Source organism: Staphylococcus simulans, assembly GCF_003043455.1.
GTDB classification, from domain to species: domain Bacteria; phylum Bacillota; class Bacilli; order Staphylococcales; family Staphylococcaceae; genus Staphylococcus; species Staphylococcus simulans_A.
Genome location: NZ_PZGG01000056.1, coordinates 1 through 14,496 on the forward strand (window position 1 = coordinate 1; position 14,496 = coordinate 14,496).

The following is a 14,496-nucleotide window of genomic DNA, read 5'->3' on the forward strand; positions in this document are numbered from 1 at the left end:
ACAATATATCCATAATTAATTATAATATATACTATTGATGTAAAGTAACACTTATATTTAACCTGATTCTCAGGTATTTATAGAATTTAAGTTGAAATTGTTGTAAGATATTTCATATATTGAAAATGATAGGTTTAGTTTATATTGCTATTGTAGCATAAGCTAAATCGCTATTTTTTTCGATTTTTTTGCAGGGGTATAGGAGGAATTAAATATGACAGCAACAAGACCGTTCAAAGGTGACAACAAATTGTTGTTAGGTATCATTCTTGGGGTTATCACATTCTGGCTGTTTGCACAGTCTGTATTGAACGTGGTACCAACACTTCAAGAATCCTTTAGTACGAATGCAGGAACAATCAATATTGCGGTCAGCTTGACTGCGTTATTCTCTGGTTTATTCGTTGTGGGGGCCGGAAGTATCGCAGATAAAATCGGGCGTGTCAAGATGACATATATTGGATTAATCCTCAGTGTCGTGGGCTCACTGTTGATTATTGTTTCCAATTTACCAGCATTATTGATTATCGGCCGAATTATTCAAGGCTTTTCTGCTGCTTGTATTATGCCTGCTACTTTAGCCATTGTTAATGAATATTACCAAGGCAAAGATAGACAAAGAGCATTAAGTTATTGGTCAATCGGTTCATGGGGTGGTTCAGGTATTACGTCATACTTTGGCGGATTAATGGCCACATTCGTAGGTTGGCGTTGGATTTTTATCGTATCTATTATTGTCGCAGTGTTAGCGATGATTTTAATACGACACACACCTGAAACAAAAGCTTCTCGAGATAGTGATGTTCGTAATCACAAATTTGATGTTGTAGGTTTAATAGTTTTAGCGATTATGATGTTAAGTTTAAACGTAATTATCACACAAACATCTCACTTCGGTTTTTTATCACCACTGATTTTAAGCTTAACTGTTGTGTTTATAGTCTCAGTCATTTTCTTCTTAATTTATGAGAAGAAGTTACAAAATCCATTAATTGACTTTGGCTTATTTAAACACAAAGGCTACTCTGGGGCAGTGATTTCAAACTTCGCGTTGAACGCTGTAGCCGGAACTTTAATTGTCGCAAATACGTATTTCCAACAAGGACTCGGGTTTACATCTAACCAGTCAGGTATGATGAGTATCACTTACTTAGTTACTGTACTTGTGATGATCCGTGTCGGAGAAAAGATCATGCAGAAACTTGGGGCCAAACGTCCGATGCTTTACGGTTCATTACTGAACGCAGCAGGGATGTTGTTAATCGCTTTAACATTCTTACCGACAGGCATCTATGTCGTATCTAGTGTAATCGGCTATCTGCTATTCGGTTTAGGTCTAGGTATGTATGCGACACCATCAACAGATACTGCAGTAACAAGTGCACCAGACAATAAAGTCGGCACTGCATCAGGTATCTATAAAATGGCATCATCACTGGGTAACGCATTTGGTATTGCGATTTCTGGTACGATTTATGCCGTTGTATCTGAGAGTGTCAACTTGCAAGTAGGCGCAATGGCAGGTATCGGCTTTAATATCTTATTAGGGCTTATCGCATTTGTTACAGTATTGTTCTTAGTCCCAAAATCACAAGGCGAAACTTATTAATAAAAAAATGTTCCACGCAGAAAAAAATAATAACGAGAAACGTATGACAACAGAATAGAAATGAAAAGAAGGAGCAGTACTTGTTGTTTAGTTTATGAGGGAAACTAAACAACGAGAACTGCTCTTTTATTATATTTAATCTTAGTGAGTTTTATTTTTGAGATTGTTTCGTTCTAAGTAAGAAACAACTGTTGAAATAAAGGATACTGAGTATCAATGTCAATATACTGCCGATACCTATAAGTATGACGACAGGCGGAAGGATGCTGAAAGCAATAGACCAACTAGCGTCTTTTAGTAACCAAGAAGGCATGATCCAAAGGCTATAAAGCAAGCCGATGATGATAAGTACCGTAACACTTATTGATAGTTTATTTAAGATACTTGATGTGTCATTCAGATGTTTACGTTGCTTGAGAAGATAACTATTTCTGATACAAGCTGCACATAAAACAGTGAACATTATAAGCATCCACCATAGAGTTATGGTTAATAATACAAGATGATCAGTAGTCGCTTGATGCAATGCTGTAAAATTTTGGTAATGTTCGATTTGATAGAGTAATGTTTGTGCTAAATCAGGTAAACCTGGTGCATTAAGATTCGCTAAAACAATAACCGCATTTTGCTGTTTAGTATCTAAAATAATCATTGATGAATAATTAGGTAATGTACCAGGGTGTAAGATATGATTTGAGTACTGATCAATAAACCAGCCAGCACCATAGCCGTTCATATGTGCTTTATCAGGCACATCTGTCAACAAAGTATGTGATTGTTTGATTAAAGCTTGATTTGAGGCGGATGGCTGTAAGTTCATTTTGACAAAAGGTATCAAATCAGTCGTACTGCTGATTAAGTAGGCGGCAGGTGTATCTCCGCGGAAATAATCAGGGTCCTCCGCTTCAACTTTTCCTCTTTCTAATACATAGCCTTGTGCTTTTTCGGCTTGCTTCTGATTAGTTTTAAAGAATGCGTGATTCATTTGAAGCGGTTTAAGAAAATGTGTATGCATATAATCTTCATAAGGAGTCTCTGCCACTTCTTGTATGACCAACCCTAAGATATTGTAGTTCATATTGGCATAGTTGAATGTGTCACCAGGTTTACTTCTTAATGGCTCGTGGTTCAGACTTTCTACACGCCCCTTTAAGTTATCTTTCTTTGTCGGCACTTCACCTTCTTGGTCTGGTGACATTTGATCGTCAATACCGCTCGTTTGGGCCAACAACATTTTCAAAGTAATATCTTGTTCTCGTCCTTGATAAGTTAAATGAAGCCAAGGTAAATAGTCAGTAACAGGCGCATTTAATTTAACTTTACCTTGCTTAGCAAGTTCTAATATAGCTAAACCTGTGAAAGCTTTCGTATTTGATGCGATTTCATAACGTGTCTGTGCATCAGCTGATGTATGGTGTTTGAGATTGGCATAGCCGTATCCTTTATTTAAAGCAACTTCATTATGTTTAATAAGTGCAACGCTTAGCCCAGGTATTTGATCATTGTGCATAGTTTGTTCAATGCGATGATCGACCAGCTGAGCTAATGTCTGATGCTTAAAATGTTTTACTGAATACTGCGTATAAGACCATACTAAGCAATAACTCATACCTAAAAATAATATAAAGCTGATAACTAAAAGTAATAAGTAAGGGGAAGTAGATTTTGTTTTCACAATGCGTGTGCTCCTGATAGTTTAGTTTTCATTATTATAGCACGTGTTTAATTCATATGAGGGATAAGAAATATTTGTGAACTGCCTATAAAAATGCATGTAAAATGTGAAAGTTCTATGTAAATTAAATAAATTGACTGTACATTTCTAAAAAATAGGAGTATGTTTTTGCCATTCAAAATATGAAATAGTCTAGAGGTCCTTAGATATGAATATAAAACAAATAAAACACATATTGATCGGAACACCTAAACGTAACAGGGAGTTATCGAGTGAAAAAATCAGTAAAGTCAAAGCTTTAGCTATTCTATCATCAGATGCGTTATCGTCTGTTGCTTATGGTCCAGAACAAATTTTATTAACTTTGACTGCGCTCAGTGTTTTGGCAGCATGGTATACGTTGCCGATAACAGCTGGTATTTTAGTGCTATTAGTCGCTTTAGTTTTGTCATATAGACAAGTGATATATGCCTATCCTCATGGGAGGCGGCGCATATACTGTTACGAAATATAATTTAGGAGAAAAGTTATCGTTATTGGCTGGCGGCGCACTGTTGGTAGATTATACATTAACTGTCGCAGTGAGTATTTCTTCAGGCGCAGATGCCTTTATTGCCGCATTTCCTGCTTTATATCACCATAAAGTATTGATAGCTTGTCTGCTTGTCATCATTATTTTGATTTTGAATTTAAGAGGTGTAACAGATTCAGCGACAGTGTTATCTTTTCCAGTCTACCTATTTATTTTCGGCATGTTGATGTTGATTGGATATGGTGCATTTAAAGTGGTAACCGGACAAACAACACCAGAAGTTCATGCGTCCGTTGGCACTGCAGTACCTGGAGTAACATTATTTTTATTGCTGCGTGCCTTTTCTTCAGGAGCATCATCTTTAACAGGTATTGAGGCGATTTCTAATGCGGTAATGGACTTTAAAGATCCAGCACCAAAAAATGCGGTTAAAACGTTGATTGCGATGGGGACTATTCTCGCAATTATGTTAGTAGGCATTGTGGGATTGTCGTATTGGTATGGTATTGTACCGAAACTTCAAACAACAGTACTTTCACAACTTGCGGCCCATGTATTCGGTCAAAACTTTGCATTTTACTTCATTCAAGCATCAACAGTATGTATTTTGATTTTAGCTGCGAATACAGGTTTCACAGCATTTCCATTGCTTGCGGCGAATATGGCACAAGATAAATATATGCCGCACATGTTTACTGTCAGAGGTGACCGCTTAGGTTACTCTAACTCTATGATTATCTTAGGCAGTGTTGCGATTGTATTGATTATGTTATTTAAAGGAAGAACAGAAAGTTTAATCCCTTTATATGCGACCGGTGTATTCATTCCATTTACACTTGCACAATATGGTATGGTTGTGAAGTGGGTGAGAGAGCGTCCAAAAGGCTGGTTCTTTAAATTAATCGCTAACGCAATCGGAGGTACTATTACGTTCGTAGTCTTTATGATTTTTCTGATCACAAAGTTCTCGCAAGTATGGCCGATATTAATATTTTTACCGTTAGTTGTGATGGGATTATTACGTATTCGTACGCACTATCGAAATATTGCTGAAGAGTTGCGGACAGACAATTTCTTTAAAGCGATGCGCCATGTTGATAAAAACTTAGCATTGATTCCAGTCAGTTCGGTTTCTTCTATTGTAGATAAATCCATTGCGTATGCCAAAATGACTTCTGACCATATTATTGCGGTACATGTATCTTTTGATGCGCATCAAGACCAAAAGATGTTGGAAAAATGGCAAGAGCGTTATCCAAATATTCGTTTAGTTATGTTGCATTCTCAATATCGCAGTGTCGTTAAACCATTAGCACGTTTTATTGATAGAATCCGTAGTAAAGCTGAAAATGATCGTTTTGTGATTACAGTTATTGTGCCTCAGTTTATCACTAATAAAACGTGGCAGAACTTACTGCATAACCAGACAGGTATTTTATTAAGATGGACATTGTTTTATCAAAAAAATTGCATCTTAGCGATGATTCCATTGAAATTGAAGAAATAAGTAAATGAGGATATTGTTTATAAATAAAAGAAACGTCAAAAGTTTGTTGAATATCAAAAGAAAGCCAAGAATACTGAGATTCTTGGCTTTTTCATACGCTTATTCTTTTGTTTCACGCATTTTTGCGACATTCGCATGTGCGTTATTTTTATATTTTTGATAGAAGATAATGACGATAATAAACCAAATCGGTGATACCAATAATGCGTTTCTTGTTTCTTCTGTAAAGAATAACAATACATATGCGAACAAGAAGAAGAGTAACACGACAATACCGGCATATGGACCACCTGGTAATTTAAAGTCATTTGTTTTATGTTCCTGCTTATTCTTAAAGGCATAAATAATGTACGAGATGATAATCAATGTCCAAACGAATAAGTAAAGTACGGTTGAAAGTGTTGTGACATAGATAAACAACTGTACTGCATTAGGGAAAATATAATTCAATAACGCCGCAAATAGTAATAAGATTGATGAAATCAACATCGAAATATGCGGTACACCACGATGATTGACTTTTCCTAATGCTTTAGGGCCTAAGCCTTGTTCAGCTAAGCCGAATAAAATACGACTGTTTGAATAAATACCACTGTTGGTTGCTGAAGCAGCGGCAGTAATGACTACAAAGTTGACAAGACTAGCAGCAAACGGAATACCGATTAAACCGAAAACTTTAACAAATGGACTTGAGTTTTCACTTAAAGTATTCCAAGGTACTACAGATGTGATAATGATTAATGAACCGACATAGAATAATAAAATACGAATCGGTACATTATTAATGGCTTTCGGAATCGTGTTGGCACGATCTTTCGTTTCACCGGCAGTCACACCAATCAATTCAATTCCGATAAATGAATAGATGGCCATTTGGAAAGCCATTAAGAAACCGAAAGCACCGTTAGGGAATAATCCGCCATGACTGACTAAATTTGAAAAACTTGCAGTACCGTGCTCAGTTTTAACTGACATAAAAATTAATACAAGTCCTACTACAATCAATGCGATGATGGTCACAATCTTAATCAAAGCAAACCAGAATTCTAGTTCACCAAATAACTTTGCGCCCAGCAAGTTGAATGAAATTAAGATTAATACCACAAACAGCACTGATATCCAGTTAGGAACATCAGGCAGCCAATATGCGATATACTGACCAATGGCTGTTAAGTCAGACATACTTGATGCAATCCAACAAAACCAGTAAGTCCATCCAATCACAAAACCGCCGAAAGGTCCTAGATACTCATTTGCGATATCTACAAATGAATTAAAACGTGTGTTGCTTAAAAGTAACTCTCCAAGTCCGCGCATAAACGCAAATAAAAACATACCAATGATGATATAAGCGATGAAAATACTCGGACCTGTTAATTTAATCGTTTGGCCAGATCCTAAAAAGAGACCTGTACCAATTGCCCCACCAATCGCTATTAACTGTATATGCCTATTGCTGAGGTCTTTTTGTAATTTCTGTCCCAAAATTTTTACACCCTTTCGGATTTGTATATGACAAAGGGGTTGACGTTAAATGATGTTAATAATGATATAAAAAATTTCGGGACATTGCAATTGTTAATGTATAAATATAAAAAACTTTTATGAAGTACATAATTTAAAACTATCAAATATTTTGTTATTTTTCAGTTGAGTTGGGTAAGGATGCTTCAAATACTTTCTGTAGCTTCTGACGCATGATATAGACATAGGCGTCCAGCTGAATCATAGCTTTGACGCATTTTATCTTTTGGAATTTGAATCACTTGATAACGTGATGGTATTAAGGCTGGTACATAGAGTTTACGTCCAAATTGTGCCCATAATGGATCAATATAAAAATAGTTGTTTTGATCGTATCCGATTAATAAAGTGATATGAATATTTGAGACCCATTCTTTATGTGTGTCGTCTACTCTGAATGTTCGGCGATGCGGTTTTTGACCTAGCACGGTATGATAAATCAACACAGGTTGGCCAGCATCGATAATACGTTCAAGCTCAGCCAATGATTTGCCAGTGCCATCTTTAATACGTGTATCATATTGTTTTAAATAGGGAACAAAGGCATTTGGGAAAATCGTTTGATGTGCACCTGGTTTAATCATTAAGAAATGACCGACATAACCTTTATTTGGATTGCTTGGATGTGTCGGCCAACGTTTCATCAATGAAATCGGGTGGACAAAAATATGATTATAATCCAGCAACATAGATGCGGCAGTGCCTTCACAGCCCATGACCATTGGAATAGGAGAGAGCTGACTTTTTGGTTTAACATTTAGTATTTTCTTCATTTTTGATAACTCCCCATCGTTCATCGTTACTTTAATTATAAAAGTTGCATATGACAGAGTATATTACTTTGTCTCAAAAAATATAAAAAAGAGCGAGACCGTTGTCTCACTCTTATATGTGTTATTTAACTTGAATTAATTTGTGTAACCAAATGTTTAAGGCGATGACTAATACACTAGTGATTAAGATAATCACGATAAATGGACCGACACTTGTGCCACCTTGAATTCCAACTAATGGTGCGATAATACCGCCGATAATAAATTGGAATAAGCCGAGTAAACTTGAAGCGTTGCCGCTTCCCCCAGAACGTTCTTCAATGGCTAAAGAAAAACCAAGCGGTCCAATACCTGTGACCGGCCATACCATGATAAAGAAAGAAGCTAATAATAACGGTAATGGTAAGTGGAATCCTGTTGTGATGACTACAAGGATAACACCAAATACTTGAATACCTGTTAAGATATGAAGCAATTTCTCTCTTTCAATATATTTCACCGCAAACGCAGTAATTTGACTCATCGCAATTAAGCCGATACCAATCACCGCATACATCCAACCGAATGCTTGAGGTGACATATGATAAATTTTTTGTGTGATGAAAGGTGAAGCGGCTGCGAAACTGAAAAGCATCACGTAAGTAAAGCCTTGCATCAACATTGGAATCACAAAGCGTGCTTTGCTTAATAAATGACCGAAGTCTTTAAAAATCGCACCGAAATTTAAACGTACATTTGTCGTATCACGTGTTTCTTCCATTTTGATAAATGCGATTGAGAAGATCACTAAAGAAATAAGTGTTAATGCGGCAAAAATCATTTTCCATGATGTGAACGCTAATGTATAACCGCCGATTAATGGTGCAATAATCGTAATAATACCATTAACTACAAGCAGTGTTGCGATCATTTGTGTTAAACTTGCACCTTCATATTGGTCACTGACAGTTGCTCTCGCAATTACAATTGCGCCGCCGCCAAGTAAACCTTGAATAAAACGTAAAACTAAGAAGACATTGATAGATGAAACAAAGACACAGGCTAAAGAGACAAGCGCAATACCGATTAAAATCGATAAAACTGTTTTCTTACGTCCATAAACATCAGAAAGTGGACCGAAAACAAATTGTCCAAGTGCCATACCAATCATGACAAAGGATAAAGTAAGTTGTGATGTTGAAGTAGAAACACCGAAATCATCCCTTACTTGTGGCAGGGCTGGGTTATACATATCTACTAACATCGGACCGAAAGCGGTCATTGCTCCTAAAACGATAATCATAATAATAGGGAGCCTTGATTGTTCAGTTTTGACCATTTGAGATAACTCCTATTCTGTTAAACAATATTATTATGGTTAATTGTAACGTAAAACAGCGGCTTGTGCGTATATTTTTTTAGTACGACAGAAAATAAGTGAAATGCTGAATTTAGAAGTGCTATAATAACGATGAATTAACGATTTTTAGAAGAAAAGTGATGGTGCGCAATAGATGAAGTTAACACAAACACATTTTGAAATTATCAAATTTATTATAGTAGGCGGTATTAATACCTTCAATTATTACATTGTTTATTTATTATTGTTGAAAGTGATAGGTATCAATTATCTTGTCAGCCATATTACAGGTTTTGTAGTCAGTTTTATTATTTCTTACTATTTGAATTGTTACTTTGTATATAAAGTTAAACCGACGTGGCGTAAATTTATTCAGTTCCCTTTAACGCAAGTTGTGAACATGGGCATGCAGACAGTATTATTATATGTTTTTGTACAATGGTTCCACATTTCATCAGTGATTGCGCCATTTGCAGGGTTAATCATTACCATTCCTGTCACGTTTGTATTATCTAAATACATATTAAGAGATTAATACGAAGCAAGATAAGACACTTTTCTACAAAGGACTTATCTTGTTTTTTCTATGTTTCAACTCACGGCATAGATTTAATTAATATTTAGGTTAGGCTAACTAAAAAATTAGCATAAGAAATAAAAAAATAATTAAAAATAAAAAAATTGAAAGTGGTTATGAAATGCCGCATACTAAACATGAATTAAAGAAAAGGTGGGACATTCCATGTCGCAAACACTTAATTTACGACGCGCACAAAAAGGTGCGTATTTAAGTTTAGTTACCTATGTTGTTTTATCGATTTTAAAATATATTGTAGGTACCGTGTATCATTCTGCGGCAGTCAGAGCCGATGCATTAAATAACATGACAGATATTTTAGTTTCGATTGCGGTCATTGTCGGTTTGAAAATTTCAATTAAACCTGCTGATCGAAATCATCCTTATGGCCATTTGAAATCAGAAAACATTGCGTCATTGCTTGTTTCATTCATTATTATGTTTGTCGGGGTCCAAGTAATGATTCAAAACTTCCCGCGTTTATTTTTAAATGATTACCATACTCCGACACCGATTACAATTATCGTCAGTGTAATCAGTGGTTTTGTCATGCTTGGTGTGTCTTACTATAACTTCCGTTTAGCGAAACAAACCAAAAGCCGTTCACTCCATTCTTCAGCAGTAGATAATATGTCTGACAGTATTGTCAGTTTAGGGACTGGTATCGGCTTGATATTTACACAATTCGGTTTACCGATTGTCGATATTATTCTCGCAACTATTCTAGGCGCGTTAATCGTTTATACAGGCTTTTCTATTTTCAGAGAGGCTATCTTCACATTAAGCGACGGATTCAATGAACGTGACTTGGAAAATTATCGTCAAGATGTATTAGAAGTATCAGACGTCATTGCGGTCAACAGTATTAAAGGACGTTATCATGGCAGCAGTGTTTTTGTGGATGTGACAATTGCGGTTGAGCCAGACTTAACATTACAAGAAGCACATGCTATTTGTGACCGAGTTGAAACACATATGCATAGTAAAGGTGTATCTTCGGTTTATGTACATCCAGAACCGTATCATCCTGAAGAAGGAACTCATGAAGTGCATCATTCATAAATAGGGTAAACAGTACTTAAGTCATTGCTTAGGTGCTGTTTTTATTTGAAGAGATTTAACATCAAGCGACATATGTTCATTATTTTGTTTTTATAGAGTAAAAATGTGACAAAATTTCTATCTTTTCATTTTAAGCGAAAAACTATGAGCTATTGTGTAGATAAGTGGTAAAATATGAGTTGAAAAGTGATGTATATCAAATTGAGCGCTTTTCTTAGAAGAAAGGAAGGGTATATATGCCTCAATTAATATTATGCCGACATGGTCAAAGTATTTGGAACGCAGAAAATTTATTTACTGGATGGACAGATGTTGATTTATCTGACCAAGGTAAAGAAGAAGCAACGACTTCAGGTGATCGCTTAAAAGCAGAAGGAATCGAAATTGATGTTGCCTTCACATCCGTATTAAAAAGAGCTATCAAAACAACTTACTATTTACTTGAACGCTCTGATCAATTATTTATCCCAGTACACAAAACTTGGAGATTAAATGAAAGACACTACGGTGGTTTACAAGGTTTAAACAAAGATACTGCACGTCAAGAATTCGGTGAAGAACAAGTGCATATTTGGCGTCGTTCTTATGACATCGCACCTCCAGAAGCTACAGCAGAACAACGTGAAGCAGATTTAGCTGATCGTAAATACAGTGATTTAGATGCACGTGTTGTACCGACTTCAGAAAGTTTAAAAGATACATTAACACGCGTTATCCCTTATTGGGATGATCAAATTGCGCCTGAACTTTTAACTGGTAAAACAGTATTAGTTTCAGCACATGGTAACTCATTACGTGCGTTAATCAAACATATTGAAGGGGTATCTGATGAAGATATCGTAGGTTATGAAATTAAAACAGGTTCACCGTTAATTTATGAATTAGATGATAACTTGAACTTTGTTTCAAAAAGATATTTATAAAAAGAAGCAGATAAGTATAGAGGGAGCAGCGGTTAGTTTACCGCTGCTTCTTTTCATATATGTAAAAAAGCCTGAGCAACCTTGGAAGTAGGGTGCTCAGGCTATAATTTTGCAAATGACCAATCGCGTTTAATAGACTACAACTATTAATTGTCTAGGAATAAAAAGTTAAGGGAATGTTTTTTGAAATACTGTTTATATCCAGCTGCAGAGGTGTGCTTAATGGGTAGAGCACAAATAAGTGTTTGTGAAAAAACGTCTTGGACATAAAAATCTGTGAAAATTAATGTTAAAGGATCATTTGCAAAGTATATGGAAAACGTTATTTATTATTACGTTTATGTGCCTTGATAATCTTTAACGCACGTTTGCGCGTTTTGATATTCGGGCTACTTAAATTACGTCTTGCTGTTGCTAAATCTTGTTTCATTTCTTTCGCCTCCTAATCGTATTTCCTATTATGCATGAAAAATACATGTTTGTAAATAGTAATGATTACGATTTATAAAAATAATTGAGAAACGTTCTCAATATCGTCACATTTTAAATTCAAGTTAAGTCTGAGTAATTTATATTGACGGAAGTTATGACTTGACTTAAAATATTAAGTATTCCGATTAGATTGATAAGGATAAAAGGAGAAATGTTATGAAGAAAATTTTGTTAGCAGTATTCACACTAATTATTGCAGTGGCGCTCGCAGCATGCGGCAATGGTTCAAATGATAAAAAGTCATCAAGTAAAGATGATAAAACATTTGTAGTTGGGACAGAAGGTACATATGCACCCTTTACTTTCCATGATAAAGAAGGTAAGCTGACTGGCTATGATATTGATGTTACTAAAGCAGTCGCGAAAGAAATGGGTTATAAAGTTAAATTTAAAGAAACACAATGGGACTCAATGTTTGCAGGACTAGATTCAGGTCGCTTTGATGTGATCGCAAACCAAGTTGGTATTAATAAAGAAAGAGAACAAAAATATAAATTCTCAAAACCTTACACATTCTCTAAAGGTGTATTGGTCGTGAATAAAGATAATACAGATATTAAAAGCTTTGACGATGTTAAAGGTAAAAAAATGGCACAAACATTTACATCTAACTTCGGTGAGTTAGCTAAGAAAAAAGGTGCAGAATTAGTAAAAGTAGATGGTTTCAACCAAGCAATGGATTTAATTCAATCTCACCGTGCAGATGGTACATTTAACGATAACTTATCTTATTTAGATTATAAAAAACAAAAACCTAATGCGAAAATTAAAGTGATTGAAGGCAATGCGGAAAAAAGTAAAACAGCATTCACATTCTCTAAGAAAACAGATGACAAAACAATCAAAGAAGTTAACAAAGCTTTAGATAAATTAGAGAAAAATGGTGAATTAGCTAAAATAGGTAAGAAATGGTTTGGTCAAGATGTTTCTAAACCTTAATGCGATTGTACTAAATGATCAGCAGCAACATGCATGGGATGCAGCGCAACAAGCCTTTATGCCAATGCTTGGCGGTTTGTTGAAATATTCTATTCCTATTACGTTGGTCACGTTTGTATTAGGTTTGCTTATCGCATTGTTTACAGCTTTAATGCGTATTTCAACAAGCAAGATATTGCGTAGTATTGCTCGTGTGTACGTGTCGATTATTCGAGGCACACCGATGATTGTACAGCTCTTTATCATATTCTATGGCTTGCCTGAACTCGGCAGATTAATTACGAATAATCCAGATACCCAGTGGACACTGCCTTCAGTGGTGGCAGCGATTATAGGATTATCTTTAAATGTCGGTGCGTATGCATCTGAAATTATTCGTGGCGGTATTATGTCTATTCCTAAAGGTCAGACTGAAGCGGCGTATTCGATTGGTATGAATTACAGTCAAACGATCAGACGTATCATTCTGCCACAAGCAATCAGAGTCTCAGTCCCATCATTAGGTAATACTTTCTTAAATCTATTGAAAGATACATCATTAGTAGGGTTCATCTTAGTAGCTGAAATGTTCAGAAAAGCACAGGAAGTTGCGTCAACAACTTATGAATATTTAACAATCTATATTCTGGTTGCTTTGATGTATTGGGTAGTATGTTTTATTATTTCAGTGATTCAATCATACTATGAAGCTTACTTAGAAAGAGGGTATCGCGCATGATTGAACTAAAAGGAATCAAAAAAGCATTTGGAGATAAAACAGTAATTAAAGGTGTCGACTTAGAAGTTGCTGAAGGTGAAGTTGTCACTTTAATCGGACGCTCAGGCTCAGGTAAGACGACTTTGTTACGTATGATGAATGCGCTCGAATTGCCGACAGAAGGTCAAGTCTTTGTAAACGGTGAAACGTATACGAATGATGATAAGAAATCACAAATCCGTGTACGTAAACAATCTGGCATGGTATTCCAAAACTATAATTTATTCCCCCATAAAACAGCAGTTGAAAATGTCATGGAAGGCTTGATTGTCGTTAAGAAGATGGCTAAAAGCGAAGCGAAAGCACGAGCTGAACATTTACTTGAAAAAGTAGGTTTAACACATGTGAAAGATCAATATCCCATCGCTTTATCAGGTGGTCAACAACAACGTGTTGCGATTGCTAGAGCATTAGCGATGAATCCTAAAGTGATGTTGTTTGATGAGCCGACTTCAGCGCTTGACCCAGAGTTAGTAGTTGAAGTGTTACGTGTTATTAAAGAACTTGCTCAAGAAGGTATGACGATGGTCATCGTAACGCATGAAATGAGATTTGCGAAGGAAGTCTCAGATAAAACTGTCTTTATCAATGAAGGTCAGATTGGTGAACAAGGTCCGCCGTCTGAGTTATTTGAACATCCTAAAACAGAGGCATTACAACGTTTCTTGAATGTAATTCAAGAACAATAATAATAGGAAGTCTTCGGTTAATTCATAATCGAAGGCTTTTTATTATTATTTAAATCGTTTCAAACTAGAAAGGTGATGCTTTCAGGTGTATGATGAGA

Annotated in this window: 12 protein-coding genes and 1 pseudogene; 8 read left to right on the top strand and 5 right to left on the bottom strand. The window is 35.8% G+C overall.

What is annotated here, in order from left to right:
* Window positions 1-214 precede the first annotated feature (214 nt).
* Complete coding sequence (locus BU038_RS09690) at window positions 215-1,609, top strand: MFS transporter (protein ID WP_107605865.1); 1,395 nt, start codon at window positions 215-217, stop codon at window positions 1,607-1,609.
* A gap of 151 nt (window positions 1,610-1,760) precedes the next feature.
* On the opposite strand, the gene BU038_RS09695 is transcribed toward BU038_RS09690, so the two are convergent.
* Entirely contained in the window at window positions 1,761-3,284 is a 1,524-nt protein-coding gene (locus BU038_RS09695) for a serine hydrolase domain-containing protein (RefSeq protein WP_107605866.1), read from the bottom strand.
* Window positions 3,285-3,492: 208 nt separating this feature from the next.
* Between BU038_RS09695 and BU038_RS09700 the strand changes: the two are divergent.
* Window positions 3,493-5,323: pseudogene (locus tag BU038_RS09700) on the top strand (APC family permease).
* A 99-nt stretch (window positions 5,324-5,422) separates the two neighbouring features.
* Here the strand turns inward: BU038_RS09700 and BU038_RS09705 are convergent.
* The 3 genes from BU038_RS09705 to BU038_RS09715 form a co-directional block, all read right to left on the bottom strand.
* The gene (locus BU038_RS09705) at window positions 5,423-6,808 is read right to left on the bottom strand and encodes an amino acid permease (RefSeq protein WP_107605867.1); all 1,386 of its coding nucleotides are present in this window, start codon (window positions 6,806-6,808) and stop codon (window positions 5,423-5,425) included.
* A gap of 185 nt (window positions 6,809-6,993) precedes the next feature.
* On the bottom strand, window positions 6,994-7,620 hold the full coding sequence (locus tag BU038_RS09710; RefSeq protein ID WP_107605868.1) for a C39 family peptidase: 627 nt from the start codon (window positions 7,618-7,620) through the stop codon (window positions 6,994-6,996).
* A gap of 121 nt (window positions 7,621-7,741) precedes the next feature.
* Window positions 7,742-8,938, bottom strand: coding sequence for a multidrug effflux MFS transporter (locus tag BU038_RS09715; protein WP_107605869.1), 1,197 nt, complete (start codon window positions 8,936-8,938; stop codon window positions 7,742-7,744).
* A gap of 175 nt (window positions 8,939-9,113) precedes the next feature.
* Here BU038_RS09715 and BU038_RS09720 point away from each other — a divergent pair, with 175 nt between their 5' ends.
* From BU038_RS09720 to BU038_RS09730, 3 genes are all read left to right on the top strand, one after another.
* Window positions 9,114-9,494: a GtrA family protein gene (locus BU038_RS09720; RefSeq protein ID WP_002479753.1), complete on the top strand. Its 381-nt coding sequence runs from the start codon at window positions 9,114-9,116 to the stop codon at window positions 9,492-9,494.
* 207 nt (window positions 9,495-9,701) lie between these two features.
* Entirely contained in the window at window positions 9,702-10,598 is an 897-nt protein-coding gene (locus BU038_RS09725) for a cation diffusion facilitator family transporter (protein ID WP_107605870.1), read from the top strand.
* Window positions 10,599-10,834: 236 nt separating this feature from the next.
* Entirely contained in the window at window positions 10,835-11,521 is a 687-nt protein-coding gene (locus BU038_RS09730) for a 2,3-diphosphoglycerate-dependent phosphoglycerate mutase (protein WP_107605871.1), read from the top strand.
* Window positions 11,522-11,843: 322 nt separating this feature from the next.
* On the opposite strand, the gene BU038_RS09735 is transcribed toward BU038_RS09730, so the two are convergent.
* Window positions 11,844-11,951, bottom strand: a complete 108-nt coding sequence (locus tag BU038_RS09735) for a putative metal homeostasis protein (RefSeq protein WP_002479749.1) — start codon at window positions 11,949-11,951, stop codon at window positions 11,844-11,846.
* 218 nt (window positions 11,952-12,169) lie between these two features.
* Here BU038_RS09735 and BU038_RS09740 point away from each other — a divergent pair, with 218 nt between their 5' ends.
* From BU038_RS09740 to BU038_RS09750, 3 genes are read left to right on the top strand one after another with little or no spacing between them, the layout of a single operon-like run.
* A complete protein-coding gene (locus BU038_RS09740; protein WP_107605872.1) occupies window positions 12,170-12,952 on the top strand; it encodes an amino acid ABC transporter substrate-binding protein in 783 nt (260 codons plus the stop codon).
* On the top strand, window positions 12,936-13,670 hold the full coding sequence (locus BU038_RS09745; protein WP_107605873.1) for an amino acid ABC transporter permease: 735 nt from the start codon (window positions 12,936-12,938) through the stop codon (window positions 13,668-13,670). Before BU038_RS09740 ends, BU038_RS09745 begins: the two co-directional genes overlap by 17 nt.
* Complete coding sequence (locus tag BU038_RS09750) at window positions 13,667-14,398, top strand: amino acid ABC transporter ATP-binding protein (protein WP_107605874.1); 732 nt, start codon at window positions 13,667-13,669, stop codon at window positions 14,396-14,398. Before BU038_RS09745 ends, BU038_RS09750 begins: the two co-directional genes overlap by 4 nt.
* Window positions 14,399-14,496 lie beyond the last annotated feature (98 nt).

Coding starts and splice junctions, on each gene's coding strand:
- BU038_RS09745 (WP_107605873.1), top strand. CDS start 12,936: ATGTTTCTAAACCTTAATGCGATTGTACTAAATGATCAGCAGCAACAT.
- BU038_RS09720 (WP_002479753.1), top strand. CDS start 9,114: ATGAAGTTAACACAAACACATTTTGAAATTATCAAATTTATTATAGTA.
- BU038_RS09710 (WP_107605868.1), bottom strand. CDS start 7,620: ATGAAGAAAATACTAAATGTTAAACCAAAAAGTCAGCTCTCTCCTATT.
- BU038_RS09725 (WP_107605870.1), top strand. CDS start 9,702: ATGTCGCAAACACTTAATTTACGACGCGCACAAAAAGGTGCGTATTTA.
- BU038_RS09735 (WP_002479749.1), bottom strand. CDS start 11,951: ATGAAACAAGATTTAGCAACAGCAAGACGTAATTTAAGTAGCCCGAAT.
- BU038_RS09730 (WP_107605871.1), top strand. CDS start 10,835: ATGCCTCAATTAATATTATGCCGACATGGTCAAAGTATTTGGAACGCA.
- BU038_RS09750 (WP_107605874.1), top strand. CDS start 13,667: ATGATTGAACTAAAAGGAATCAAAAAAGCATTTGGAGATAAAACAGTA.
- BU038_RS09740 (WP_107605872.1), top strand. CDS start 12,170: ATGAAGAAAATTTTGTTAGCAGTATTCACACTAATTATTGCAGTGGCG.
- BU038_RS09715 (WP_107605869.1), bottom strand. CDS start 8,938: ATGGTCAAAACTGAACAATCAAGGCTCCCTATTATTATGATTATCGTT.
- BU038_RS09690 (WP_107605865.1), top strand. CDS start 215: ATGACAGCAACAAGACCGTTCAAAGGTGACAACAAATTGTTGTTAGGT.